23 protein-coding genes are annotated in these 25,431 nt (G+C 63.4%); 12 read left to right on the forward strand and 11 right to left on the reverse strand.

Translation table 11 applies throughout. The features are described from left to right. Positions 1-58 precede the first annotated feature (58 nt). From X727_RS141235 to X727_RS141205, 7 genes are all read right to left on the reverse strand, one after another. Positions 59-658 (reverse strand): VOC family protein, encoded by a 600-nt coding sequence (locus tag X727_RS141235; RefSeq protein ID WP_023834926.1) that lies wholly within the window; start codon positions 656-658, stop codon positions 59-61. Positions 659-734: 76 nt separating this feature from the next. Continuing rightward, positions 735-1,565 (reverse strand): ATP-binding cassette domain-containing protein, encoded by an 831-nt coding sequence (locus X727_RS141230; protein WP_023834927.1) that lies wholly within the window; start codon positions 1,563-1,565, stop codon positions 735-737. Further along, positions 1,558-2,436 carry an ABC transporter ATP-binding protein gene (locus X727_RS141225; RefSeq protein WP_023695186.1) on the reverse strand — a complete coding sequence of 293 codons (879 nt, stop codon included), beginning with the start codon at positions 2,434-2,436 and terminating at the stop codon, positions 1,558-1,560. Before X727_RS141225 ends, X727_RS141230 begins: the two co-directional genes overlap by 8 nt. Further along, positions 2,433-3,281, reverse strand: coding sequence for an ABC transporter permease (locus X727_RS141220; protein ID WP_023714925.1), 849 nt, complete (start codon positions 3,279-3,281; stop codon positions 2,433-2,435). Before X727_RS141220 ends, X727_RS141225 begins: the two co-directional genes overlap by 4 nt. Further along, the gene (locus X727_RS141215) at positions 3,274-4,281 is read right to left on the reverse strand and encodes an ABC transporter permease (RefSeq protein ID WP_023699867.1); all 1,008 of its coding nucleotides are present in this window, start codon (positions 4,279-4,281) and stop codon (positions 3,274-3,276) included. The genes X727_RS141220 and X727_RS141215 overlap by 8 nt, the downstream gene beginning before the upstream one ends. A gap of 188 nt (positions 4,282-4,469) precedes the next feature. Continuing rightward, positions 4,470-5,999: an ABC transporter substrate-binding protein gene (locus X727_RS141210; protein ID WP_023686913.1), complete on the reverse strand. Its 1,530-nt coding sequence runs from the start codon at positions 5,997-5,999 to the stop codon at positions 4,470-4,472. A 112-nt stretch (positions 6,000-6,111) separates the two neighbouring features. Continuing rightward, complete coding sequence (locus X727_RS141205; protein ID WP_023834928.1) at positions 6,112-7,686, reverse strand: NAD(P)/FAD-dependent oxidoreductase; 1,575 nt, start codon at positions 7,684-7,686, stop codon at positions 6,112-6,114. Positions 7,687-7,805: 119 nt separating this feature from the next. On the opposite strand from X727_RS141205, the gene X727_RS141200 reads away from it, so the two are divergent. From X727_RS141200 to X727_RS141180, 5 genes are read left to right on the forward strand one after another with little or no spacing between them, the layout of a single operon-like run. Further along, positions 7,806-8,597: a cyclase family protein gene (locus tag X727_RS141200; RefSeq protein WP_023695181.1), complete on the forward strand. Its 792-nt coding sequence runs from the start codon at positions 7,806-7,808 to the stop codon at positions 8,595-8,597. Between the two features lie 16 nt (positions 8,598-8,613). Continuing rightward, positions 8,614-10,185, forward strand: coding sequence for an NAD(P)/FAD-dependent oxidoreductase (locus X727_RS141195; RefSeq protein ID WP_023834930.1), 1,572 nt, complete (start codon positions 8,614-8,616; stop codon positions 10,183-10,185). Next, positions 10,185-10,667 (forward strand): MarR family transcriptional regulator, encoded by a 483-nt coding sequence (locus X727_RS141190; RefSeq protein WP_023834931.1) that lies wholly within the window; start codon positions 10,185-10,187, stop codon positions 10,665-10,667. The genes X727_RS141195 and X727_RS141190 overlap by 1 nt, the downstream gene beginning before the upstream one ends. A 43-nt stretch (positions 10,668-10,710) precedes the next feature. Beyond that, the gene (locus X727_RS141185; protein ID WP_023834932.1) at positions 10,711-12,864 is read left to right on the forward strand and encodes an indolepyruvate ferredoxin oxidoreductase subunit alpha; all 2,154 of its coding nucleotides are present in this window, start codon (positions 10,711-10,713) and stop codon (positions 12,862-12,864) included. Continuing rightward, positions 12,857-14,449: an indolepyruvate oxidoreductase subunit beta family protein gene (locus X727_RS141180; protein ID WP_023834933.1), complete on the forward strand. Its 1,593-nt coding sequence runs from the start codon at positions 12,857-12,859 to the stop codon at positions 14,447-14,449. Before X727_RS141185 ends, X727_RS141180 begins: the two co-directional genes overlap by 8 nt. 133 nt (positions 14,450-14,582) lie before the next feature. Here the strand turns inward: X727_RS141180 and X727_RS141175 are convergent, their stop codons facing one another. Continuing rightward, complete coding sequence (locus X727_RS141175) at positions 14,583-15,479, reverse strand: LysR family transcriptional regulator (protein WP_023834934.1); 897 nt, start codon at positions 15,477-15,479, stop codon at positions 14,583-14,585. 228 nt (positions 15,480-15,707) lie between these two features. Between X727_RS141175 and X727_RS141170 the strand changes: the two genes are divergently transcribed. The 4 genes from X727_RS141170 (at position 15,708) to X727_RS141155 (ending at position 18,641) form a co-directional block, all read left to right on the forward strand. After that, entirely contained in the window at positions 15,708-16,442 is a 735-nt protein-coding gene (locus tag X727_RS141170) for an SDR family oxidoreductase (RefSeq protein ID WP_031204609.1), read from the forward strand. A gap of 50 nt (positions 16,443-16,492) precedes the next feature. Continuing rightward, positions 16,493-17,245, forward strand: a complete 753-nt coding sequence (locus X727_RS141165) for a glucose 1-dehydrogenase (protein ID WP_023834936.1) — start codon at positions 16,493-16,495, stop codon at positions 17,243-17,245. Positions 17,246-17,278: 33 nt separating this feature from the next. Beyond that, positions 17,279-17,878 (forward strand): NADPH-dependent F420 reductase, encoded by a 600-nt coding sequence (locus X727_RS141160; RefSeq protein ID WP_023823598.1) that lies wholly within the window; start codon positions 17,279-17,281, stop codon positions 17,876-17,878. Positions 17,879-18,011: 133 nt separating this feature from the next. After that, a complete protein-coding gene (locus X727_RS141155; RefSeq protein ID WP_023823599.1) occupies positions 18,012-18,641 on the forward strand; it encodes a class I SAM-dependent methyltransferase in 630 nt (209 codons plus the stop codon). A 268-nt stretch (positions 18,642-18,909) separates the two neighbouring features. Here the strand turns inward: X727_RS141155 and X727_RS141150 are convergent, their stop codons facing one another. Further along, positions 18,910-19,503, reverse strand: a complete 594-nt coding sequence (locus X727_RS141150; protein ID WP_023686902.1) for a DJ-1/PfpI family protein — start codon at positions 19,501-19,503, stop codon at positions 18,910-18,912. Between the two features lie 160 nt (positions 19,504-19,663). Further along, positions 19,664-20,362: a GntR family transcriptional regulator gene (locus X727_RS141145; RefSeq protein WP_023729141.1), complete on the reverse strand. Its 699-nt coding sequence runs from the start codon at positions 20,360-20,362 to the stop codon at positions 19,664-19,666. A gap of 174 nt (positions 20,363-20,536) precedes the next feature. Here X727_RS141145 and X727_RS141140 point away from each other — a divergent pair, with 174 nt between their 5' ends. Genes X727_RS141140 through X727_RS141130 form a run of 3 tightly spaced genes read left to right on the forward strand, consistent with a single transcriptional unit; the run spans position 20,537 to position 24,130 of the window. Then, on the forward strand, positions 20,537-21,763 hold the full coding sequence (locus X727_RS141140; RefSeq protein ID WP_023834937.1) for an iron-containing alcohol dehydrogenase: 1,227 nt from the start codon (positions 20,537-20,539) through the stop codon (positions 21,761-21,763). Positions 21,764-21,821: 58 nt separating this feature from the next. Then, positions 21,822-23,270, forward strand: a complete 1,449-nt coding sequence (locus X727_RS141135) for an NAD-dependent succinate-semialdehyde dehydrogenase (RefSeq protein ID WP_245271347.1) — start codon at positions 21,822-21,824, stop codon at positions 23,268-23,270. Between the two features lie 41 nt (positions 23,271-23,311). Continuing rightward, positions 23,312-24,130 (forward strand): alpha/beta hydrolase, encoded by an 819-nt coding sequence (locus X727_RS141130; protein WP_245274197.1) that lies wholly within the window; start codon positions 23,312-23,314, stop codon positions 24,128-24,130. A gap of 277 nt (positions 24,131-24,407) precedes the next feature. On the opposite strand, the gene X727_RS141125 is transcribed toward X727_RS141130, so the two are convergent. Then, on the reverse strand, positions 24,408-25,304 hold the full coding sequence (locus tag X727_RS141125) for an NAD(P)/FAD-dependent oxidoreductase (RefSeq protein ID WP_023745682.1): 897 nt from the start codon (positions 25,302-25,304) through the stop codon (positions 24,408-24,410). Positions 25,305-25,431 lie beyond the last annotated feature (127 nt).

The raw sequence follows: 25,431 nt of genomic DNA on the forward strand, positions 1-25,431 counted from the left end.
CGATTGCTGGACACGGGTGGCGCGCCTGCGGGCTGGCCCCGCAAGCGCGCTCTGGAAATCACTTGTCCGGGTTCTTCGGGCTCCACAGCACAGTCTCGGCACCCTTCTCATAGGCCATCCCATCGGGATAGCTGATCGCCTCCAGTTGCAGTCCCCATGGCGCCTGGAAATAAAGGATGGTCTGGCCGGCCGCCGGACCTTCCTTGACCGGCAGCGGACCCATCCGCGTCTTCACCCCCTTGCCGTCGAGATAGGCTTTCGCCGCGGCGACATCATCGACATACATGGCAATGTGGAAGCCGCCGATATCGCTGTTCTTCGGCGTCAAATCCTTCTGGTCAGGCGCGGTGTATTTGAACAGCTCGATGTTCGATCCATAGCCGCAACGCACCATGGTGACCTGCTCGATGACAGCCTTCGGATCGACGCCCAGAAGATCCTGCATGAAGGTGCCCTTGTCGTCGGCAAAGGGCCCGAACGACATCGCCTTCTTGCAACCGACGACCTCAGTGAAGAAGTCGACCGCCTGCTTCATGTCGGGAACCGTTATGCCGGTGTGGTCGTCGCCGCGCATGCCGGGGATCGAATCGGCCGAGGCCGCTCCCATCGAGCCGAACAGGATCGCGGCAAGCATCGTGCCGCGGGCTGCATAGTTCATGTTACCCTCCGTTCGCGGGCTGATTTTGCTCTTCTGCACGTCCGAGGCCCGCTGTTGGGCGTGCAGATGAACAATCCTATTCCGGCGCTTTCGCCGCTGGCCGCAGCCAGTCCGCATCGATCTCGGGCAGCGGAATGGCGGCAAGCAGGTCGCGCGTGTAGGTCTCCCTGGGATTGTCGAACAGCGCATCGGTGGCGCTCGCCTCGACGATCCTGCCCTCGCGCATGACGATCACCTGTTGGCAGAGCCGCCGGATGACCGACAGGTCGTGGCTGATGAAGGCGACCGTCAGCCCCATCTCCGCGGCCAGTCTCTCCAAAAGGGTGAGGATCTGCGCCTGCGTCGATACGTCGAGGCCGGAGACGATCTCGTCGGCCAGCACGAATTTCGGCGAAAGCGCCAACGCGCGCGCAATTCCGACGCGCTGGCGCTGCCCGCCCGACAGTTCATGACGATAGCGACTAGCGAAGCTTTGCGGCAGGCCGACGCGATGCAATGCCTCGGCGACGCGTTCCCTAAGCCTGTCGCCAAGCCCATTCTGCTTGAGCGGCGCGGCAATGATGCCGGCGATGGTGCGACGCGGGTTGAGCGACGACATCGGGTCCTGGAAGATCATCTGCAGGTCGCGGCGCAGAGGTCGCAGCTCCGCATCCGGCAGATGGGCGATATCGCGGCCCTCGAAATGGATGCTGCCGACGCTCGGCTCCAGAAGTCTGACAAGCGTGCGGCCGAGCGTCGATTTTCCGGACCCGGATTCACCGACGATGCCGGTCACCGAACCTCTCGGCAGATCGAAGTCCAGGCCTTTCAAAATCTCGGCCAGCGGCGCGCGGCCGATCAGCGGCTTGCGGGTCATTTCGGGCAGCGCCACCTTCAGCCCGCGCACGGAAAACAGCGGCTCAACCATGCGGCCGCCTCCACGCCTGGTCTGCCGCGCCGATCTCGGCGGCAAGCCCGGCCAGCACGGTCTCGTCCACCGGCTTCAGCGAGGCCAAGGGATGGGTGTAGCGTGGCGTGGCGGCTATCAATGCCCGCGTATAGGGATGCTCAGGCGCGGCGAAGAGAGCGGCTGTATCAGCCTCTTCCACCACCTTGCCGGCGTAGAGCACAGACACTTGCTGGCTGATCTTTGCAACGACGCCGAGATCGTGGGTGACGAACAGGATCGCGGTGCCATGCTCGCGTTGCAACTCGGCGATCAGGCGCAGGATCTGCTTTTGCACGGTCACGTCGAGCGCGGTTGTTGGCTCGTCGGCAACGATCAGCCGTGGCTCGGCGGCGAAGGCGGCGGCGATCAGCACACGCTGGCGCATGCCGCCGGACAGCTCGTGCGGATAGCATTTCAGCACCCGGTCGGGATCGCGGATCTGCACCTCATCCAACAATTGCCGGATACGCTTGTCCGCCTTGTCACCGTTCCAGCCGAGAATGCGCACCAGCCGGTCAGTCATCTGCGGACCGATGCGGCGCGACGGGTTGAGCGCAGTCAACGGATCTTGCGGGATCAGCGCCGTGCGAGCGCCGATCAGCGTGCGCCTTGCCTTGGGCTGCAGCCTGCCGAGGTCTTCGCCTTCGAGCTGCATGGCGCCTTCGACGATGCGCACGCTTGACGGCAGCACACCGAGCACCGCCTTGCCGATCATCGTCTTGCCGGCGCCGCTCTCGCCAACAAGGGCACGCACCTCACCCGGCTGCACGGAGAGCGACACCGACCGCAGCACGCGCTGGCCGTTCGGCAGCACGGCGCTCAGATTGGCAATATCCAGGCAAGCGCTCATCGCAGCACCGGATCGAAGCGTGTCTTCAGCGCCTCACCGAACTGGCTGAACGACAGCACGGTGAGGATCAGCGTGACAAGCGGAAACACCAGCACCCACCAGGCCTGATGGATCGACAGCCGGCCCTCGGCGATGATGCCGCCCCAGGTCGGATCGTCGGTCGAGATCGACAGATTGACGAAGGACAGGATGGCCTCGACGATGACGGCGATGCCCATCTCCAGCGACAGCAGTGCCACGATCGACGGCACCACATTGGGCAGCACCTCGCGCAGCATGATGCCGATGCGGCCATAGCCGGCGATGCGGGCGTTCTCGACATAGTCCATGCGCGACTGGCCCATCGCTTCGGCGCGGATCACCCGGCAAAAGCGCGTCCAGTCGATTATGACGATGGCGAGGATGACGGAACTGAGGCCGGTGCCGAGCACCGCGACCAGCAGGATGGCGAACAGCACCGGCGGGAATGCCATCCAGACGTCGACGATGCGTGAAATGATGCGGTCGGCCCAGCCGCCGAAATAGCCGGCGACCAGTCCGAGCGTCGAGCCGACAAGGCAGGCGGCGATCGCCGCCGCGAAAGCGACGATGAAGGCGATACGGCCGCCGAAGATCAGCCGGGAGAGGAGATCGCGGCCGAGGCTGTCGGTGCCCAGCCAATAGCCGGATTCCGCACCACTCATCCAGAATGGCGGCAGCCGTTCCAGCATCAGGTCTTGCGCCAGCGGGTCCTGCGGTGCGACCAGCGGCGCGAAGATCGCGGCCAGCAGCGCCAGCAGCAGCCAGCCGCCGGCCAGCCACAGCCTCGGGCCCAGTCCGCGCCGGGCGATGCGTGCCTCATCCATGGCGCAGCCTCGGATTGAGCAGCGCGTACATCATGTCGACGCCAAGATTGATCAGCACGAACAGCAGCGCGAACACCAGCACGATGCCTTGGATCAGCGGCAGGTCGCGGTTGATGACGGCATCGATCGCCATGTTACCGAGCCCTTCGTAGGAAAACAGCCGCTCGACGATGACCGTGCCGCCGATGAGGAAGGTGAACTGGACGCCGACGAGAGTCAGTGTCGGCAAGGCAGCGTTCTTCAGCGCCTCGCGTAAGATAACCTGCGTTTCCGAAAACCCCTTCACCCGCGCCAGCACGACATAGTCGAGGTCCAGCACTTCCTTCAGCGACTGTTTCAGCAACTGCGCGATGATTGCGGCCAGCGGCAGCGCCAGCGCCACAGCCGGCATCAGCATGTGCTTCAGGAGATCCCAGGTCAGGTCGAGGCGCAGCCGAAGCAAGCTCTCGAAGAAATAGAACTGGGTGACGAAGGGCAGGTCGAGCTGCGGCGATACGCGGCCGGAAATGTCGAAGATCGGCACCAGCACGCCAAACAAAAGGATCAGCACGAGGCCCCACAGGAAATCGGGAATGGAAAGGGCGGCACCGCTGGCGATATCGATGCCGGCTTCGACCGCCGTGCCACGTTCGCGGGCGCCGAGGATCGCCGTCGTGCCGCCGAGCCCAACCGCCATGATCAGCGCGACGATGGCGAGTTCCAGCGTTGCCGGCAAGCGGTTGAAGACGAGGCTGAGCACATCTTGCCTGAGCGAAATCGAGGTGCCGAAATCGCCCCTGACGACGCCGGACAGCCAGATGAAGAATTGCTGCACGATGGTCTTGTCGAGCCCGTAGAGTGCACGCAGCCGGTCGATGTCGGCATCTGTCGCACCGGGGGGCAGCATCATGGCGATCGGGTCACCAGGCGCGACGCGGATCACGACGAAGACGACGACAGCCACGCCGAACAGCGTGATCAGCATCGTCAGCAGACGGATCAGGAATCGTTGCAGGAGCATTCTGGTGTTGGCCCAGTGCGTTTCTAACGAAGAGCCCCCTCATTCGTCCGCTTCGCGGCCACCTTCTCCCCGAGGGGAGAAGAGGTCACGGACAGCTGAGCTGGTCTCTTCTCCCCAGCGGGGAGAAGGTGGCCCGAAGGGCCGGATGAGGGGGCCGCTCAGCGAAGGGTGGCGCCCACAAGCCGATATCAGGCCGGGGTCATCAGCGCCGGCAGCAGCGCGCCGGACACATGCTGCACCACGTTGACGCCCTTGGCATGCACGATAGGTTGCGCATACTGAATCAGCGGCAGCACATAGGCCTGCTCGGCGATATACTTGTCGACAGCCTTCCAGCCGGCGATGCGCTTGGCCTCGTCCTTCTCGCCCCAGAGCGGATTGATCATGTCGATCAGATCCTGGCTGTCCCACACCGAGTGCGGGCTCGGCCCATACATGGCAAAACCCGTCGACGTCGTCGGGTCGCCGATGGCGTTGCCCCAATTGTAGAAGGCGGCCGGCGCCAGCTTGTCGGCGGCGCGCAGTTCATAGTGCTTGGCGATCTCGTAGACCTCGATCGTCGCCTCGATGCCGACCTTACGCCACATGCCGACGATCGCCTGGATCATCTCATAATCCTTGGGCTTGAAGCCCTTGGTCGTCTGGATGGTGAACTTGACCGGTTTTTCCGGCGAATAGCCGGAAGCCGCGAGCAGCTCCTTGGCCTTTTCCGGATTGTGCTCGACCTTGATCGAGGCGTCGAAGGCCGTGTACTCCGGGGTCTCCAGCGTAGCGATCGGTTGGCCATAGCCGCGCAGCAGCCGCTTGACCAGAAGCTCCTTGTCCACAGCCATGACGGCGGCCTGGCGGACGTTCTTGTCCAGCATCGCTTCGATGTCGTTGAAGAAGATCATGCCGATGTCGGAAACGGGCTTGCACGAGCCGGCAAGCCCGTCCTTGGCGATCAGCCGGTCATACTCTTCATAGGGGACCTCCAGCGTCACCTGCGAGGAACCGGATTCGATTTCGGCAACGCGGCTCGCCGCATCAGTGACGAACTTGATCGTCACATTCTCGAAGGCCGGCTTGTCGCCCCAATAGTGCGGGTTGGCCTTCAGTCGGAGGAAAGCATTTCGCTCGAATTTTTCCACCATGTAAGGGCCGGTGCCGATCGGCGCCTTCTCGAAACCTTCGGCGCCGACCTTCTCATAATAGGCCTTCGGCAGGATGTAGCCGGTCAGGAACGACATCCATTTAAAGTAGACCGGATCGAACTGCACGACGTCGCCGGTGATCTTGTTGCCGTCGATCTTGAAATTGTTGACGTTCTTCCAGACGAACTGGATCGGATTGCCGGTCTTTTCGTCGCCCGCCCGCTGCAGCGACCAGACCACGTCCTCGGGCGTGAAGGGCGAGCCGTCATGCCAGGTCACGCCCTCGCGCACCGTCATCGTCACCTTGGTGCGATCCTCGTTCCAGCCCCATTCGGTGAGCAGGCCAGGCGCAAAGGACAGGTCCGGCTTTTGCGGAATGAACTGGTCGAACACTGACTGGTAGAGGCCCTGGATCGTCGGGTTGACGGCCGAGGGTCCGGTGGTCGGATCCCAGGACGGCAGGTTGACGTTATAGGCGATGGTCAGCTCGCCCGCTGCCGCCTTGGCGATCTCAGGCAGGCCGATCGCCGCCACCCCAAGTGCCGCGGCACTGTATCCCAGCAATTCTCGTCTGTTGATTGTCATGGTCGTTCCCCTTGTTGGTTTTGTTGTCTTTGCGCGGCACTATCAGTTTATCGATCCGGGCTTCGTGGGCAGCAGCGCCTTGCCTCTCGTCGCCTTCATGAAATCTTGCGAGCTACCTCCCGCCAAGCTGTTGCGCGAGCATGAAGCCGGAGGCCGCGCCGGTGCCGGCGCCGGGCCATGTCGCGGCGCCTATGAGATGCAGATTGCCGACCGGCGTGTTCCAGCCGGCATAACCGCGCGCCGGGCGGAACAGGAAATTCTGTGCCAGATGGTGGCTGCCGCAGACCTGGTCGCCACCGACGAGATTGGGGTTCTCACGCTCGAGGTCGATTGGCGAGAACACTGCACGGCCGAGGATTTTCGGGCGCAGTCCGGGTGCGTATATCTCGATGATGTCGAGCACGCGCTCGGCGTAGGCATCCTTGACCTGATCCCAATGCGCGGGCGCGATCCTGCCTGCCGCATCGCCCAGGATTTCGGCAGGCAGCATGCGCACCTGCACCCACAGCACATGCTTGCCCTGAGGCGCGCGCGACGGATCGATCGCGGTCGGCTGGCCGACGACCAGCACCGGTTCGTCCGGCAGCATGCCCGCCATCGCCTGCTGATAGGTGCGCGACATCGCGTCGAGCGACGGCGACAGATGCACATAAGCGAACTGCCGAAGCTCCGCGCCGGCGCGCCAATCGGGCAGGTCGTCGAGCGCCAGATGGATCATCATCGTGCCCGGCGCGTGCCGGAATTTCTGCATCGCCGTGTCGAAGCCGGCGTCGCCGGAACCGTTGGGCAGCAACTTGCCGGTCAGCGCCCTGGGCGCGACGCCGGCAATCACTGCCTTGGTGGCCGTATGTGTCTCACCTGAAGCGAGTCGCACGCCCGATGCCTTGCCGCCGGCAACGGTGATCTCGGCAACTTCCGCCCCGGTGACGATCGTGCCGCCCGCCGAGGTGACCATACCTGCCAGCGCCCGGATGATCGTGTCGGCGCCGCCCTTGCCTAGCACCATGCCAAAGCTCTGGTTGGCGATCGATTCCAGATAGGGGAACACGGCGCCGCCGGCGATGTCGGGTGCGAAATCGAGATGCATGCCCCAGGTGGCAAGCGTTGCCCGCACATAAGGCGACTCGAAGGTCTCCTCCAGCCAGGCGCGAGGTGACGACAGCAAAAGCCGGCCGGTATCGAGCGCGCCTGACATGCCCTTCTTGCGCCACAGGTTCCAGGCGGTGCCGGCAAGCGCACGCGCACTCATCGGCGATCCCAGCAGCCGGAACAGGTGCTCGGCTTCACCCGGAAAGGCGGCGACCAGTCTACGCCAGGTCGCGGCATCGGCGGCGGAGAAAGCGGCCATGCGGGCGGTGGTTTTTTCCAGATCGTTGCTGACGCCGAACCAGCGTCCGTCCGGGAAGGCGCTGGCAAAACAGTCGGCGACCGGCGCGAACTCAAGACCCTGTGCTTTCAATTCATTTGCATATTTCCGGTGGAAGGCGGACCCGGCGAACAGGCTCAGATTCATTGCACCGAAATCGTGCCGGAAGCCGGGAAGCGTGTATTCGTGGGTCTGGACGGCGCCACCGATTGCTGCGCTGCGCTCGAAAATCCCGGTTTTCCAGCCTTTGAGCGCGAGATGCGCGGCGCATGCCAGACTGTTGTGGCCCGCCCCGACGAATATGGCGTCAAACTCGCTCACGCCCCGTTCCCATTTCCTTTATGCTTAAAGATAATTGCAGATGCATATGTTTTCGTCTAGTAGGATATTAAGGGCCGAGACGAGCCTTGATCTTCACCATAAAGAGGGAACTTCAGACCATGGACACGCAAAAACTCCTCGGCGAAGTCGCCGGCCAGCTGCTTTCAGGCGCCATCAGGGTGGTCGACCTCTCTGCGCAACTCGGACCCGACACGCCTCTTATCAAGCTGCCGCCGGAGCTTGCCGTCGACACGCCAAAGGTCGAGATCCATAACATCTCCCGTTATGACAAGAACGGCCCGTGGTGGGCATGGAACTGGCTGAAGCTTGGGGAGCATTCGGGCACGCATTTCGATGCGCCGCAGCATTGGATCAGCGGCAAGGATTATCCGGACGGCGCCACCGACACCATTCCGGCGCAGAACTTCGTCGGCCCGGTCAATGTCATCGACTGCTCGAAGGAAGCCGCCGCCGATCACGATTTCCTGCTCACCGTCGACCACATCAAGGCGTGGGAAGCCAAGCATGGCGCCATCAACGCCGGCGAGTGGGTGGTGATGCGCACCGACTGGTACAAACGCAACGGTTCGGAAGCCGAATTCCTCAACGCCAACGAAACCGGCCCGCATACGCCAGGTCCCACAGCCGAAGCCATCCAGTTCCTGATCAGCAAGGATATCAAGGGCTGGGGCTCCGAGACCATCGGTACCGATGCCGGCAAGGCCGGCGGCATGGAGCCGCCATTTCCGGCCCACACGCTGATGCACAAGGCCAACCGCTATGGCCTCGCCAGCCTCTGCAATCTCGACCAGTTGCCTCCGAAGGGCGCCATCCTGATCGCCGCACCGCTCAAGATCGAACATGGCACCGGCAGCCCTATTCGCGCGCTGGCGCTTGTATCCAACGGCTAGGTGAAAGCACGCCAGGGTGAGCCAGCCGGATCACATCATCGTTGGCAGCGGCATCAACGCGCTGGTCTGCGCGGCGATGCTGGGCGGCAAAGGGGCGCGTGTGCTCGTCCTCGAGCGCAACGACCGCATCGGCGGTTGCATGCGCACCGAGGAGATTACTGCACCCGGCTTCATCCATGATGTAATGGCGACGACCTTCGTGCTGTTCGTCACCTCCCCGGCCTTTGCGGCATTGGGCGGCGATCTCGCCAGGCACGGGTTGGAGTTCTGTCACACCGGCACGCCAACCGGCGTGCTGCGGCCGGACGGCAGTCATGCAGTGCTCACCACCAACCGCGCCGCCAATGTCGCTGCAATCAATGCGATCATGAATGGCGATGGCGACCGGCATGCCGGCGATGTCAGCGGCATCGAGCGCAATGCCGGCCTGTTGTTCGGCCTGCTTGGCGGCAGCCTGTGGTCCTATCCGACGGCCAAACTGCTGGCGGGCGACGCCTGGCGGCGAAGCCCGCGCGGGCTTGCCGCCTTTCTCGGTGAAGCACTGGTGCCGGCGCGCAGTTGGCTGGAAAGCACCTATCGGTCCGAGACAATCCGCGCGCTGTGGGCGCCCTGGGTGCTGCACGCCGGGCTCGGACCGGAAGACGCCTTCTCAGGGCAGATCGCCAAGGTCATTGCCTTCGCGCTGGAAGCGGCCGGGGCGCCGATCGTCAAGGGTGGAGCGAAGACCCTGCTCACCGCCTTCGAAGCTCTGATAAGGGAACGTGGTGGCGACATCCGCACCGCCGCCGATGTCGCCTCGATCGTCCAGAGCGGTGGCCGCGCGACCGGCGTACGGCTCGCCTCGGGCGAAACGATCACTGCCAACAAGAGCGTCATCTGTTCGGTCACGCCGACGCAGCTTTACGGCCGGCTGGTCGGCAGCGAAGCTCCCGAAGCCGATGTCGAGGCGACACAGAAATACCGCTACGGCAAAGGCAATTTCCAGATCCACTATGCGCTGAACAAGCCGCCGGCATGGCGCGGCGAAGGCCTGGACCAGGTGGCATTGTTGCACCTGACGCCGGGGCTCGATGGCGTCTCGAAAGCCTGCAACGAGGCGGCGCGCGGCATGCTGCCCGAAGTGCCGACCATCTGCGTCGGCCAGCCGCATGCGCTCGATCCGTCGCGCTGCCCGGAGGGCAAGGCGATCCTGTGGCTGCAACTGCCCGAGGCGCCCCGTCACATCAAGGGCGATGCTGCCGGCACGCTCCAGGCACCCACCGACGGGCAATGGACCGAGGCGTTGCGCGAAGCCTATGCTGATCGTGCCGAAGCCATCCTGGCCAACCACATCGATGGTTTCAAGGACAGCGTGATTGCGCGGCGCGCCTATTCGCCGGCCGATCTCGAAGCGATGAATATCAATCTGGTCGGCGGCGACCCCTATGGCGGGTCTTCGACCATCGACCAGTCGTTCCTGTGGCGGCCGTTCAAGACCAGCCGCAACCATCAGACCGGCATCAAAAACCTCTATCACATCGGCGCGTCCACCCATCCGGGCGCGGGCCTCGGTGGCGGTTCCGGCTTTCTGCTGGCGGGGAGGCTTTGATGGAGCAGAAGGTTCCGGAAAAGCGCCAGCGCATTTCGACGCTTGGCCAGATCGGCCTGCAGCAATTCGCGCCCTATCTGATGAACCGCATCATGGGGCGCTACAACGCCACCTTGCGCGACGATTTCCGCAAGCAGGGCCTGACCATTCCGCAGGTCCGCACGCTGGCCGTGCTGTCGGTCACCGACGGCGTCACCGTCAACGACCTCTCGGTCTACACCGTCATCGAGCAGTCGACATTGAGCCGCACGCTCGACACGCTGGAAGGGCAAGGTTTCGTGCGGCGCGAGCAGGGCGTTACCGACAGCCGCATCCGCCATGTGTTCCTGACCGATGACGGCCGCGCCGAGTTCACCCGCGCCTGGCCGGCCATGCATGATGCGTTCGAGGCGATGTTCAACGGTGTCGACGACGCCGAATACGCGGCTCTGATCGCCACATTGCAGAAGATGCTGAAGAACATTCGCAAGCACGACATCTAGACGCAGGCGCCGGCCGCACCGCCGGCAACGGAAGGTTGGAAAAATGGCCGAACGGTCTTTTGCCAAGGAAGTCGAAAAGCTCCGGCTCGGCGCCGGCGAGGAGTTTGCGGGCGAAGGCATTCTCGCCATCACCAAGGCGCTGCTGCAATGCGGCGTCGGCTATGTCGGCGGATACCAGGGCGCGCCGATCAGCCATCTGATGGACGTGCTGGCCGACGCACAGGAGATTCTGGGCGAACTCGGGGTGCATTTCGAGGCGAGCGCCTCGGAAGCCACCGCCACCGCCATGCTGGCGGCCTCGGTGCATTACCCCATTCGCGGTGCGGCGACCTTCAAGTCGACCGTCGGCACCAATGTCGCGTCCGACGCACTGGCCAACCTCGCCTCCGGCGGCGTCACCGGCGGCGCGCTGATCATCGTCGGCGAAGACTATGGCGAAGGCTCCTCGATCATGCAGGAGCGCAGCCATGCCTTCGCCATGAAGAGCCAGGTCTGGCTACTCGACCCGCGCCCCAATTTGCCGTCGATCGTCAAGGCGGTGGAGGATGGTTTCGAGCTGTCCGAGGCATCCAACACGCCGGTGATGCTGCAGGTGCGCATCCGCTGCTGCCATGTGCATGGCCATTTCATCGCCAAGGACAACAAGCGCCCGCCGATGACGGTGGCCGATGCGCTCGACGCGCCGCGCCGCGACACCGGCCGCATCGTGTTGCCGCCCGCCTCCTTCCTGCACGAGAAGGAGAAGGTGCAGAAGCGCTGGCCGGCGGCGGTGGAGTTCATCGCCAAGAACAAGATCAACGAATTCTTCGGTTCGGACCATGGCTCGGTCGGCATCGTCATGCAGGGCGGCATGTACAATTCGGTCATCCGCGCCTTGCAGCGGCTCGGCCTTGCCGACACCTATGGCGAGACGGATGTGCCGCTCTACGTTCTCAACGCCGTCTATCCCCTGATCGATGACGAGTTCCTCACCTTCTGCGAAGGCAAGCAGGCGGTGCTCGTGGTCGAGGAGGGCCAGCCCAACTACATCGAGCAGGCCTTTGCCGCCATGCTGCACAAGGCCGGGCGCGGCACCAGGCTGGTCGGCAAGGAGTATCTGCCGATGGCCGGCGAATATACCGGCCAGGTCATGCTGGACGGCATCGGCGCCTTCCTGCGCGCCGAGGCCCCGCATCTCTTGCCGGGTGAGGTGCGCGCGCCCAACAAGGTCGGCGACGGCGTTGACGCCGCGGACCTGATCAACGTCGTGCCGGGACGTCCGCCAGGCTTCTGCATCGGTTGCCCGGAGCGGCCGATTTTTGCCGCGACAAAGCTGGTCGAGCAGGAACTCGGGAACCACCACATCGCATCCGACATCGGCTGCCATTTGTTCTCGATCATGCCGCCTTTCGAGCTCGGCGCCACCACCATGGGCTACGGGCTGGGGCCGGCATCGGCATCGGCGTTCAATTCGCCCGACGCCAAACGGCGGTCGATCTCTTTCGTCGGCGATGGCGGCTTCTGGCACAATGGCCTGACCTCCTCGATCGGCAACGCGGTCTTCAACAAGAACGACGGCGTCATCGTCATCGTCGACAATTTTTACTCCGCCGCCACCGGTGGGCAGGACATCCTGTCGTCGCGTGCGGGCAACAAGACCAAGTCGACCAAGCATCCGATCACCGAGGCGGTGAAGGGCATGGGCGTCAAATGGCTGCGCCATGTCGACCGCACCTATGACATCACCAAGATGCAGGACACGTTACGTGAGGCGCTGACGACGGACGAAAAGGGTCCCAAGGTCATCGTTGCCTCGTCTGAATGCATGCTCAATCGCCAGCGCCGCGAAAAGCCGCTGGTCGACAAGGCGATCAAGGATGGGACTCGCGTCGTCAAGCCGAAGTTCGGCGTCGATGAGGATATCTGCACCGGCGACCATGCCTGTATGCGGCTGTCCGGCTGCCCGTCGCTGTCGGTAAAGTCGCTCGACGATCCGTTGCGCGACGATCCGGTGGCATCGATCGACCAGAGCTGCGTCGGCTGCGGCAATTGCGGTGAAGTGGCGGATGCAGCGGTGCTGTGCCCTTCCTTCTACCGCGCCGATGTCGTGCACAATCCCCGCCGCTGGGATCGTTTTCTGGAAGGCACGCGCCGCGCCGTGATCGGCCTGCTGCAGCGGCGCCGTGAAAGCCGCAGGTTGACGTTCGCCGATGCTTGACCAGGCTTCGCCCTTGCGCCCGAAATCCGATGCCGCCGATACCGAGCCGGTGATCAAACTCGCTTTGCTCGCGGTCGGCGGCCAGGGCGGCGGCGTGCTCGCCGACTGGATCACCGATGTCGCCGAGCGCAATTCCTATGTCGCGCAATCGACCTCGGTCGCCGGCGTCGCCCAGCGCACCGGCGCTACGATCTATTACGTCGAGATGGCCCGCGACACCGGCCGGCTGCCGGTCTTTGCCCTTTCGCCTTCGCAAGGCGATGTCGACATATTGATCGCCGCCGAGCTGATGGAAGCCGGCCGCGCCATCATCAGGGGCTTCGTCACGCCCGATCGCACCACGCTGATCACCTCCTCGCACCGTATCGCCGCGGTGTCGGAAAAGATCGAGCCGGGTGACGGCCGGGCCTCGTCTTCCAAGGTACGCGCGACGGCGGAAGCTGCATCGAAACGCTTCATCGCCTTCGACATGGAAAAGATCGCCGCGGACAATGGCTCAATGATCTCGGCCAGTCTGCTTGGCGCGCTGGCCGGCTCCGACGCATTGCCGTTCACGCGTGAAAGCTATGAGCAAGCGATCGGCGCCGGCGGCCGGGGTGCGAAAGCCAGCCTTGCTGCCTTCGCCGTCGCCTACGACCGCGCGCGCGGTACGACGGCCCCCGCGCCACAGCCGGCAGAACCGGCCACGGTCGACCCCGCTCCGGGTTCAGGGCGCGTGAGCGGTCCGCCGAACCTGCTGCAGGGTTGGCAGGCGCTGGCCGCCCGCATCGACCTGATGCCCGCGGCGGTGCGCGACATGGCGCTCCGGGGCCTGAGAAAGGTCGTCGACTACCAGGACATCTCCTATGGCGGCGAGTATCTCGACCGGCTCGACCAGGCGGTCGCGCTGGATAGCGCTGAACATGCCCATGCATTGTCCATCGCTGCCGCCAAGCATCTGGCCAACGCGCTGTGCTACGACGACATGATCCGCGTCGCCGATCTCAAGACACGTTCGACGCGTGACCGGCGGGTGCGCAAGGAGGTGGGCGTCAAGGACGGCTCCATCCTGCAAGTGACCGAATATTTCCATCCGCGCATCGAGGAGTTCTGCGGCACCTTGCCGGCGGGGTTTGGCAGCTACATCGAGAACCGGCCGAAACTTGCCGGCTTTCTCGACCGGCGCATCAATCGCGGCCGGCGCATCCGCACCGACAGCTTTGCCGGCTTTGCGGTCCTCTGGTTGATTGGCGGCCTGCGCCGCTGGCGGCGGCGCCTGTTGCGCCACAAGGTCGAGACGGCGCATCTGGAGCGCTGGTTTGCGCTGGCGCTCAGCCACGCGCCTCAGGACTACGCGCTCGCCGTCGAAATCTTGAACTGCCGCCGGCTGATCAAGGGCTACAGCGACACCCACCTCCGCGCCCAGTCCAAATTCGATCGCGTGCTGTCGGCGCTCGATCTGGTCAGGAGCCGCGATGACGCTGCCGACTGGATCAGGCGGTTGCGCGAAGCTGCGCTGAAAGACGAGAAAGGCGACATGCTCGATGGCGCGCTGAAGACGGTGGCATCGTTGTCTGATCATGGTGTGGGAAGAGGTCGAGCTTAGGCTGGTACCTCTACGCTACTGCCGCCGTTTCCCTACTCCCACTGGATTCGCGGATTGAACACGCCGCTTCAAGCGATCGCAGCTCGGCTTCCACCCGGATTGCGGGAAGCGTTGCCGGCGGATCTGCCGGGCGTCAGTCGCGCGATATGGACAGCCCCGAGAGAAGCGGAGCGTACGCGGCGAGCCTGCGGGATACGAACTCTGTGAAGAGCCGCACCCGCTTCGTCTTGCGTGTCTCGCCTTGCGTGAGAAGCCAGAGTGTCCCATGCATGGGCACGTCGATCCCCGGCACCCTCACCAGCAGGGGGTCGGTATCTCCGACGAAGCACGGCAGTTTCGTTATCCCAATCCCCTGGTGCGCCGCGATGATCTGCGTCTCGGCGTCAGGTGTCCTGAACGGTACTCCCGTGACGTGAACTTCTCCCTCGCGCGCCCAGTCCGGAATTCCATGATTGTCTATGCCTATCCATCGGATAGGATCAGGCGTGCCCGCACGCCACGCGGCTAGTCGATCGCGAGACATGTAGACGCCGCTGAACAGCTCCGGTCCCTTCAGGCCGTGAAGATTGAGCGGCAGGGTCTTGCGGTCGGCGACAATGCGGATCGCGACGTCGGCCTCTCGGTTGGTCAGATTTGCCAGCTCACCGGACGACAAGATTTCCATCTCGATGTCGCGATGCAAACGCGCGAAGTCGGCGAGATCCGGCATGAGCAGGTGTGTGGCGAGGAACGGTGGAAGCGTCACCCGCAAAAGTCCGCGCGCGCTCTGGTCACGACCGAAGACGCGCGTCTCCAGCAGGTGCGACGACGCTTCCATCTGGGTCGCGAGATCGAGGACCTCTTCGCCCGCAGCCGTCAGGCGGTAGCCGGAAGGCAGCTTTTCGAACATCTGCGCCCCGAGGCGTTCCTCGAGCTGAGCGATGCGTCGCAGCACGGTCGAGTGGTTCACACCGAGGCGCGCGGCGGCGGCACGCACCGAGCCTCCGCGCGCGGCGGCAAGAAAGTAGCGAACGTCATCCCAGTCGATCATGGTGCATTCCTGCGCAGCGCAGTGCGGCTTGCAAAGCCCATACTAACACGATCAGCCGTAGTTCGTGCGGTCATCGTGGCCTTCAATCATCTAGCTGGATCGTTTTCGCACCAGCGATGTGCGCGATTGCGCACTCACCGCCCGACTTCGGCGAACCCATCTTGAGGCTCTCGCGGGACTTTCCCGTACAGCCAAAGATACGAGACGGCGAAACGAAGGATGCATGACATGAACAGACTGAATGGAAAGACCGCTGTGATAACCGGCGGCGCTACGGGCATCGGCCGCGCCGCAGCCAAGCGCTTTATCGAGGAGGGCGCCTTCGTCTTCATCTTCGGCCGCCGGCAGGAAGCGCTCGACGCAGCCGTGGCCGACCTTGGGCCTAGTGCCCGCGCGGTTAAGGGCTCGGTCTCGGATGAGGCCGACCTGGACCGACTCTACGCTGCGGTGAAGGCCGAGCGCGGAAGCCTCGATATCGTCTTCGCCAATGCCGGGGCAGGAAGCCCGCTTCCGCTCGGCCAGATCACCGCCAGGCACATTGACGAAACCTTCGACACCAATGTGAAGGGTACGATCTTCACGGTCCAGAAGGCGCTGCCGCTGATGAGCCAGGGCGGTTCGATCATCCTGACCGGGTCGAGCGCCGGCACCACGGGCGCTCCGGGGTTCACTGCCTATAGCGCGAGCAAGGCGGCAGTGCGCAACCTGGCGCGGACCTGGGCGGAAGACCTGAAGGGCACCGGCATCCGCGTAAACGTGCTGTCGCCCGGAGCGACGGCGACCGAACTCGCGAAGGAGGCGTTAGGCGAGGAAGGCCAGAAGGCCTACGGCGCGATGACCCCGCTCCAGCGCATGGCCGATCCGGCGGAGATCGGCGCCGCGGCCGCCTTCCTCGCGTCGCCGGACAGCAGCTTCATGACCGCCAGCGAGGTCGCCGTCGACGGCGGCCTGGCTCAACTCTGACCCCCAGCGCGGTCCGTACCTGGCCCGTGCGCAACGAAAGACAAAGAATTATGAAAAAACTCGAAGGCAAGATCGCAGTCATCACGGGCGGAAGCAGCGGGATCGGATTGGCCACAGCCAAGCGCTTCGTAGAAGAAGGAGCGCACGTCGTGATTACCGGGCGAAGAGAGAAGGAGCTGAAGGAGGCCGCAGCCTTCATCATGAAAAACGTTACGACGGTCGTGGGTGACGTGTCGCTCCTGGAAGATCTGGATCGCCTCTATGCCGTCGTGAAGGAGAAACATGGTCATATCGACATTCTCTTCGCCAACGCCGGCGCGGGGACGATCGCACCGCTCGCCGTCGCTACCGAGGCACATTTTGATCAGACCTTCGATGTGAACGTGAAGGGTCTGTTCTTTACGGTGCAGAAGGCCCTTCCCCTGTTCAAAGACGGCGGTTCGATCATCCTGAATTCTTCAGTGTCGAACGTGTTGGGGCTTCCAGGGTTTAGTACCTACGCCGCGAGCAAGGCGGCTGTACGCAACTTCGCGCGCGCTTGGACACTGGAATTCAAAGACCGCAAAATCCGCGTCAATGCAATGAGTCCGGGACCAATCGAAACGCCGGCCTTGGAGACAACGGCTGGCCTTACGCCTGAGCAAGCCGAGCAAGCGGCCGCCCAGTTTGCGTCACAGATCCCAATGGGCCGCAGGGGCAAACCAGAGGAAATCGCTGCTGCCGTCACGTTCCTCGCCTCCGATGAAAGTTCTTTCGTCACCGGCGTGGATCTCGCCGTCGACGGAGGCATGGCGCAAGTCTGATCCCGGCATTAGCACCAAGATCGGAGAAGCACTATGAACTATGCAATCGTAGGATTCGGCAATATCGGACAGGCCCTTGCCAAGGCGTTTGCCCGAAACGGCATCGAAGTTTCCGTTGCAACCACACGCGACCCGGAAAGCTTTGCCGCCGATGCGGCCGCGATCGGACCCACGATCATCCCCAAAAAACTGGCGGAAGCCATCAAGGCAGACATCATCTTTTTGGCTGTCCGCTTCGAGGCGCACCCGGATGTCGCGAAGGCGCTCCCCACCTGGCAGGGGAAGACGATCATCGATGTGACCAATGCCTATGGCGTGCCCCCGGAGGAACTGGGAGGACAACCTTCTTCCAAGTTCATCGCGCAGGCCTTCTCTCGCGCAAAACTGGTCAAGGGCTTCAACCATTTGGTCGCCCCGGTGCTTGATCAGGATCCGGCCGTACATGGTGGCCGGAGGGTCGTGTTCCTGGCAAGCGACGATGACGCTGCCGCAACACAGATTGGGGAGCTTGCGGAAAATCTCGGTTTCGCGCCGATCAAGCTTGGCGGGGTGTCGGAAGGTGGCCTGCTGGTCCAGGCGCGCGGAAACAGCTGGGGTCATCTGATCTTCAAGGACCTGGTCAAATTCGACTGACGAGCGCGACGTCCTCGGCAAAGAGACGACGCACGCGATCGGAACTCGGATCGGATCAAGCCCGATCCGATCCGAGCAAATGGAGAAATCACTATGAGCACCGAGAAGAATATCCACTCCTAAGGAGATTTCGATGTACGACCAATCCAAGGTGTCCGAATTAATCCGGTTCGCACGAATCGAGGCGGGCTCCACCGTGATCGACGTCTACCCTGGCGACGGAGACTGGACGCGCCTCTTCTCCGACATCGTCGGATCAGAGGGGCGGGTCTACAGCTTCGTGCCGGCCGAAGTCGCCCACTTCAAGAACGATCCGGTCGGCCTCATGCGGACGCTCGCGAAGGAGCCGGGCCGAGAGAACGTCGAAGCCGCCTCGGCGGACCTCGTCGCGATGCCGGAGGTCACGCAGGCAGCCGATGTCCTATGGCTGCACCTGTTTTACCACGATCTTCACACCGCCCTGATCCAGAAGAAAGGTGCGACGGCGGCCGACTTCAATCGAGCTGTCTACAAGCGGCTGAAACCCGGTGGGTCCTACGTCATCGTTGACCACGCCGCCGCCGCTGGGTCGGGCACGAGCGACCTCAGTCGCTGCATCGGATCGACTGCATTCGTCCGCGAGGAGGTGGAGGCGGCCGGCTTCGTACTGGACGCGGAAAGCACCGTGCTGGTGAATAATGATGACCCGCACTCGATCAAGGTGTTCGATCCCGCGACCAAGGGCGAGACCGATCGCTTCGCGTTTCGGTTCGTGAAGCCCTGACAGCTCCCGGGCGCCGACTTCATGTCGACCTCCCATTGAGTCCATCAACTCGGGTTCGCACCCGTCAAGCTGGGAAAGCTCAACGAGGATGGCGCGCTGTGCACGCACGCGATGCGGCAGCGCCTTGAAGGCGTCCGAGGTGATGATGGCCACAGGTTCTGGAGCACACCTGCCGCAGGTTCCTGATCTGAACCTGATGAAATGACGGAAGTCGCCGCGCCGTTTAGGGAGCCGGCGCATCCCCTCAGGATGCGCCGGGACAAACGGTTCAAGAATGGTGGATTTCCGTTCCCAGCACCTTCAGGCATTCACGGATGAATGCCGCAAGCGCGGTCCAGCCTTTGGCTGAAACCATGGTCCCATCGACATAGGCGTCGGTGGGAGACAAATCGATATAAGTGCCGCCGGCAAGCGTCACCTCCGGCTCGCAAGCGGCGAGCGCCGCCACCTTCTTGCCGCGCACGACGCCGTCCACCGCGATCAGAATCTGGACGCCATGGCAGATCGTGAAGATCGGCTTTTTTGCCTCGTGGAAATGGCGCACCATCGCTTGTATCCGCTTGTCGGTGCGGATGTATTCGGGGCCACGACCGCCGGCGCAATACACAGCGTCGTACTGGCTCAGCTGCCTCTCGGCGTCGGCGAAGGTCTTGTTGATCAGCGCATTGTGGCCGGGCTTTTCGGTGTAGGTCTGATCGCCCTCGAAATCGTGCAGCGACGTCTTGATCATGTCTCCGGCGCTTTTGTCGGGGCACACGACATGAACGGTGTGTCCCACCGCTTCCATCGCCTGCTGATAGACGAAGATTTCATACTCCTCGGTGAAATCACCGGTCAGCATCAGGATTTTTTTGGCTGGCATGTCTTTTCCTCTCGGCTTGTTTCAGGGGCGAGGTGCACTGCGCGCCTCCTTCCCGGTATCGAAATCGGCTCAGAACGGGGAGTAGAATTCGTAGGCGGCAGGCTGGGCGAACAGCGGCGCGCCGCGCTTGAGGGTGCCTCGGGCAAGCAGCATCGCCAGGCTACTCGAACGCAGGCAGGAGCCTGTCCCGCGAATTTTCGATGTGCGCACGCATGGCTTTTTCGGCGGCGTCCGGATCGCCCGCGGCAAAGGCAGCGAGAATAGCCTCGTGCTCGTCGAGCGCCTCTTCGGTCACCCTGGAGTGATACATCAGCCGGAAGATATGGAAGTGGGTATGCTGGTGATTCAGTGTCTCGCGAATGAGTTCGTTTTGGGCGAACTCGACGATCTTGTCGTGGAAGATCGCATCCTGACGGGCGAAGTTCGAATAGCGCAGGCGTTCGTCTTTCCCCACCCGTCGGGCCATGACGCCAGCCGCCTCCTGCAGCGCGGCAAGGCGCTCGCCGTCCATTGTTGCGGTGGCTTTGGCCGCGGCGGCAGGTTCAAGCAATAGACGCAGCTCGTAAAGTTCGTCGAAGCGCCGGCGGGTGATTTGTGGGGCGGCGCGATAGCCGATCAGGTGGGTTTTCAGAACCAGCCCTTCCCCCTCCAGCCTGCCAAGCGCTTCACGAATGGGGGTATGTGAGACGTTGAATTCCTTGACGAGATTGTCGACGGTGATGCGCGATCCCGGAGCAATCCTCAAGGACATGAGCTGCGCGAAGATTGCTTCGTAAACGTCGCCGGCCAGACTGTTGGCGCGCTGGATACGACCCCTGGCACGGGCTTCATTGTCAACCGTCAGGTCCGTGTTCTGCATCGTTTGCCTCTTGACAGAACCACCCACTAACACGATGCTCCGCGAAACTCAATCCTATATCCTATACGATTTTATTAGAGGGCATCGCATGATTATGACCTGCAGCGCCGAGGTCGGCCTCTGGCACGAAGCCAAGCCTGTCGGCTTCCAACCCGTCTTCGCAGGATCTTGTGCATGAGCTTGTTTGCAGCGGCGCGCCTGCCGAGCGAGATTCTGTTCGGCAAAGGCCAGCGCCATGTCCTGCCTGCCATCGCCGCCAAATATGGGCGCCGCGCGTTCGTCTGTACCGATGTGCGCTTCGCGGCGACGTCGCAGTTCGCCGAGATTCTCGCTGGCTTGCACAACGCGGCGATCGAGACGTTGGTCTTCGACCGAACGCTGCCGGATGTGCCGCGCGACAGCGTCGCCGCCTGCATTGCGGAGGCGAAGGGTTTCAAGCCCGACGTGGTGATCGGAATCGGGGGCGGCAGCTGCCTCGACATGGCCAAATGCGCTGCACTTCTGCTCAGCCATGGCGGCAAGCTCGAGGACTACTATGGCGAGTTCAAGGTACCCGGCCCTACCCTTCCGGTAATCGCAGTGCCGACGACGGCTGGAACAGGCTCCGAGGTGACCCCCGTCGCCGTGATCTCCGACCCGGATCGGACGCTGAAAGTGGGTATCGCCAGTCCGCATCTCATCGCGGCAGTGGCGCTTTGCGATCCGGATCTGACGGTGACCTGTCCACCGTCCTTGACGGCGATCGCCGGCGCCGACGCGCTGACGCACGCAATCGAGGCCTATACAGCGGCCAAACGCGGCGTCGACCCTCATTTGCCGCAACAGCACGTGTTCATCGGCAAGAGCGCTCTGACCGACCATTTCGCGCTTCTGGCCATCAGGCTGCTCGGCCGCAGTCTGGAAAAGGCATATCGCGACGGATCGGACGAGGATGCGCGCGCCGACGTCATGATGGGAGCGCTGGCCGCCGGTTGCGCCTTCGGTACGGCGGGAACGGCCGCCGCCCATGCGGTGCAGTATCCCGTTGGCGCGCTTACCCACACCCCGCATGGCCTGGGAGTGGCCACGATGCTGCCCTATGTGATGGCCTACAACCTGGCCGCAGCAGCCGCGGAGATTGCGGAAGTCGGCACTGCTCTTGGCCTTTCCCTTCAGGGCGGCGGCGCCGATGCCTTGGCGCACGCCACCATCCGGGAGGTGAGCCGGCTGTTTGGCGCCATCGGCATCACGCCGACATTGGCCGAACTGGGTCTTCCCGAAGACAAGATCGACTGGACGGCCGAGCAGGCGCTGGGCATCGACCGGTTGATCAAGAACAATCCCCGCCGGTTCGACCTTGCCGCGATGCGACGGCTGGTCAGGGCTGCTTATGACGGCGACATGTCCGCCACCATGATGTGACCGACCAGGAGTTCATCCAATGAACATTGCCGCAGGCATATCCGACGAGGATCAAGATATGTTCGACTACGCCACGGTCTCGCACGGTCTCTACATTGGCGGACGCTGGCGGCCTTCATCGGAGGGTCGCGTGATCGAAGTGGTCGATCCCTCGACTGAAGCCGTGATCGCTGCGGTTCCCGATGCAACGCTCACTGATGCCGCCGCCGCCGTCGACGCTGCCGCGAAGGCGGCGGCCGGCTGGCGCGAGACCCCGCCACGCAGGCGATCGGAAATCCTGCGGCGCTGCTTCGAACTGATGACCGAACGGATGGAGACGTTGGCTGCGCTGATCTCGCTGGAGAACGGCAAGGCGCTGCGCGATGCGCGCGGTGAAGTCGCCTACGCCGCTGAGTTTTTCCGCTGGAACGCCGAGGAGGCGGTCCGCATCAGCGGCGAGTTCGGCCTTGCACCCTCGGGCGCGAACCGGATCATTGTCGACTACCAGCCCATCGGCATTTGCGTGCTCATCACGCCATGGAATTTCCCAGCCGCCATGGCGACACGTAAAATCGCTCCGGCGCTGGCGGCCGGCTGTACGGTGATCCTGAAGCCCGCCAGCGAGACACCGCTGACGGCCTATGCGCTTGCGGCGCTCTACGAGGAAGCCGGCGTGCCGCCCGGCGTCGTCAACGTCCTGACGACCTCGACCCCCGGACCGGTGACGGCGGCCATGCTGGCCGATCCGCGCGTGCGAAAGCTGTCCTTCACCGGCTCGACCGGCGTCGGGCGCGTGCTGCTGGCCGAAGCCGCAAAGCACGTCATTTCCTGTTCCATGGAGCTTGGCGGCAACGCACCCTTCATCGTCTTCGACGACGCCGACCTGGAAGCCGCCCTCGACGGTGCGATGGTTGCCAAGATGCGCAACGCCGGCGAAGCCTGCACGGCCGCCAACCGGCTTTACGTCCAGGCCGGCATCCATGATGCCTTCGCGGAAGGCTTGAGCAAACGCATGGCGGCACTCAACCTGGGCCCGGGCACAGACTCAGACACAGAATGCGGGCCGATGATCACCAGGAAGGCTGTGCACAAGATCGACCGGCTTGTGCAGGACGCCGTTGCCCGCGGCGCCAAAATCCTGTGTGGCGGCGGCGTATCTGAAGGCAGAGGCTTTTTCTATCCGCCAACGGTGCTCAAGGACGTGCCGGCCGACGTTGCCATGGCTCACGAGGAGATCTTCGGTCCCGTGGCGCCGATCAGTCGCTTCGACAGCGAGGCGGAGGTCATCGCCAAGGCCAACGACACAGAATACGGTCTCGCGGCCTACATCTACACGCGCGACCTGGCCAGAGGAATGCGCGTGGCATCAAAGATCGAGTCGGGCATGATCGCGCTCAACCGCGGCCTGATGTCGGATCCGGCGGCGCCCTTCGGCGGAGTCAAGCAAAGCGGGTTGGGGCGAGAAGGCGGCCAGAAGCATGGCGTTGCCGAGTTCATGGAGGCCAAGTACATCGCCGTGACCCTGTGAGCGGACATCACGCCAAAGATCCGTTTCGCATTCGCGATCATGTGGTCGAGTTCGACGACATGGTCGCCGAGATCGTTCGCAGAAGCGAGGACACCAGGGCGAATGTTCCCATGGTCGCCGATGTCGCCTACGGGGCTGACGCCACCGAAACCGTGGATCTGTTCTTTCCCGAGGGCAAACGGGACCGCCTGCCGGTGCACATGTTCATCCACGGGGGCTATTGGCGCATGTTCTCCAAGCGCGACTATTCCTACGTCGCCGAGACCGTTACGAACGCAGGTGCGATCGCGGTCATTGTCGACTACGCGCTGATGCCGACCGTCAGGATGGCCAGGATCGTCGACCAGGTGCGCCGCGCCAAGCGATGGGTATTTGACAATGTCGCACACCATGGCGGCAATCCCGGCCTGCTGACCGTTAGCGGTCATTCCGCCGGTGCGCATCTGGCAACAATGCTTTTCGACGGTGACGAGCGGGCTTCCGGCATCAAAGCTGCGCTGCTGCTTGGCGGCCTTTACGACCTGAAGCCATTGCAGATGTCGTTCCTTGCCGCCGAGATCGCGATCACCGACGAGGAGGCCCGCCGATTCTCGCCCATCGATCACAGTTTCGATCCATCCGTGGGCGTAGATATCTTGGTCGGCGCCGATGAAACGCCGCCGTTCCACAGCCAGGCCGCACTCTTCACCGACCACCTTGACACACAGGGACTGACTGTTTCGCGCACGACCCTTGGCGGGGCCAATCACATGAGCAGCGTCCGTGACCTTGGCTTGGCTGGTACCGACTGCTGGCCCGCGTCGTGGCCGCCTGAGACTTCCGCCAGAAGCGCTGCTGGACGCGACCGTTCAGCAAAGTAGCGTCGCAGCATCGGGTACCGACAGCGGTGGCCAATCTCCCGCCACCGGTCCCCATACCGTAAGCCCGCCGTCGATGTCGACGTCGACGTGGTTCATGCTTTCCAGCGTGATTGAGCTTGATAACCGATGTCGGCGATCGCCGCCATGCCGGCAGCGCAGTTGAGTTCTCAAAGCCAACCGGCCAAAGATGCCCCTCAGGGGAGAGCGGGCCGGCGTTCCGTAACCTCGCCTTCAGAATATGATAGCCCGCGGCACCCGGAGAAGGGAATCTGCGCTCTCAAACCAGCATCGACTGCTGGGCGGAGATCCCAGCCGTCGCGCCGTGCGATATTGCCAGGGTGACCGATGGCGGCGTGAGGGGGTTGGCGAGGTCGCCCGCGGCGTAGATGCCGGGCATGCTGGTTTCGCGGCGCTCGTCGACCTTGAGGATTACGCCGAGGGGCGTATCGACCGTGGCGAGGCCCAGTGATTCGTGCAGGCTTGCGGACGGCTTGTTGCGCGGATGCGCGAACAGGATGTCGACCGCGACATTGGGGCCGGTATCGAGCTTGACGGTGGCGTTATGCCCCCCGTGATGGGCGATCTCGCTGATCCGGCCGTCGACGACAGGTATGTTGCGGCGCGCCAGACCGGCCCGGATATCGGGCGGAATGTCGTGACCATCAGCGAAGACCGTCAACCTGTCGGTCCAATCGTGGAACAGCCTGACCTGACTCATCGACTGTGGGCCGGACCAGACGAGGCCCCAATGCTGGCCGGCGACTTCAAAGCCGTCGCAATAGGGGCAGGGCACGATGGACGTGCCCCAACCTTCGGCAAAGCCCGGAACATCAGGCATCTGGTCGGCGACGCCATAGCTCAGGATCAGGCGGCGCGCGCCGAGGCTTCCGCCATCGCCAGTGAGGACGGAGAAATCGTCGATGGCCCCGGAGAGGCTGTCGGCCCGGGCATTGACCAGCTTGATCGTGGGATAGCGCGCCAGCTGCCGCCGCGCCTCGGCCAGGATGTCCAGCGGTGGCTTGTGATCGTGGCCGAGCAGGCCATGCGAGTGGCCGGCGAAGCGGTTGCGCGGCAGGCCGGTATCGAGAACGGTGACCTTACGGCGGGCACGGCCGAGTTGCAGGGCGCCGGCGAGACCGGCAAAGCTGCCGCCGATGATGATGACGTTATCCATGATGGGCTCCGTGTTGTGGATGAGGGGCTGGTTGGACCTGGTTGAAACCTACCCATCGGCTTGCGCATTTCAGAAACTACATGGTATCGTAATCCGATAATTAGGATACTGTCAAGGACTGGAATTG

It is taken from the genome of Mesorhizobium sp. L103C105A0, from assembly GCF_000502215.1.
Taxonomy (GTDB): domain Bacteria; phylum Pseudomonadota; class Alphaproteobacteria; order Rhizobiales; family Rhizobiaceae; genus Mesorhizobium.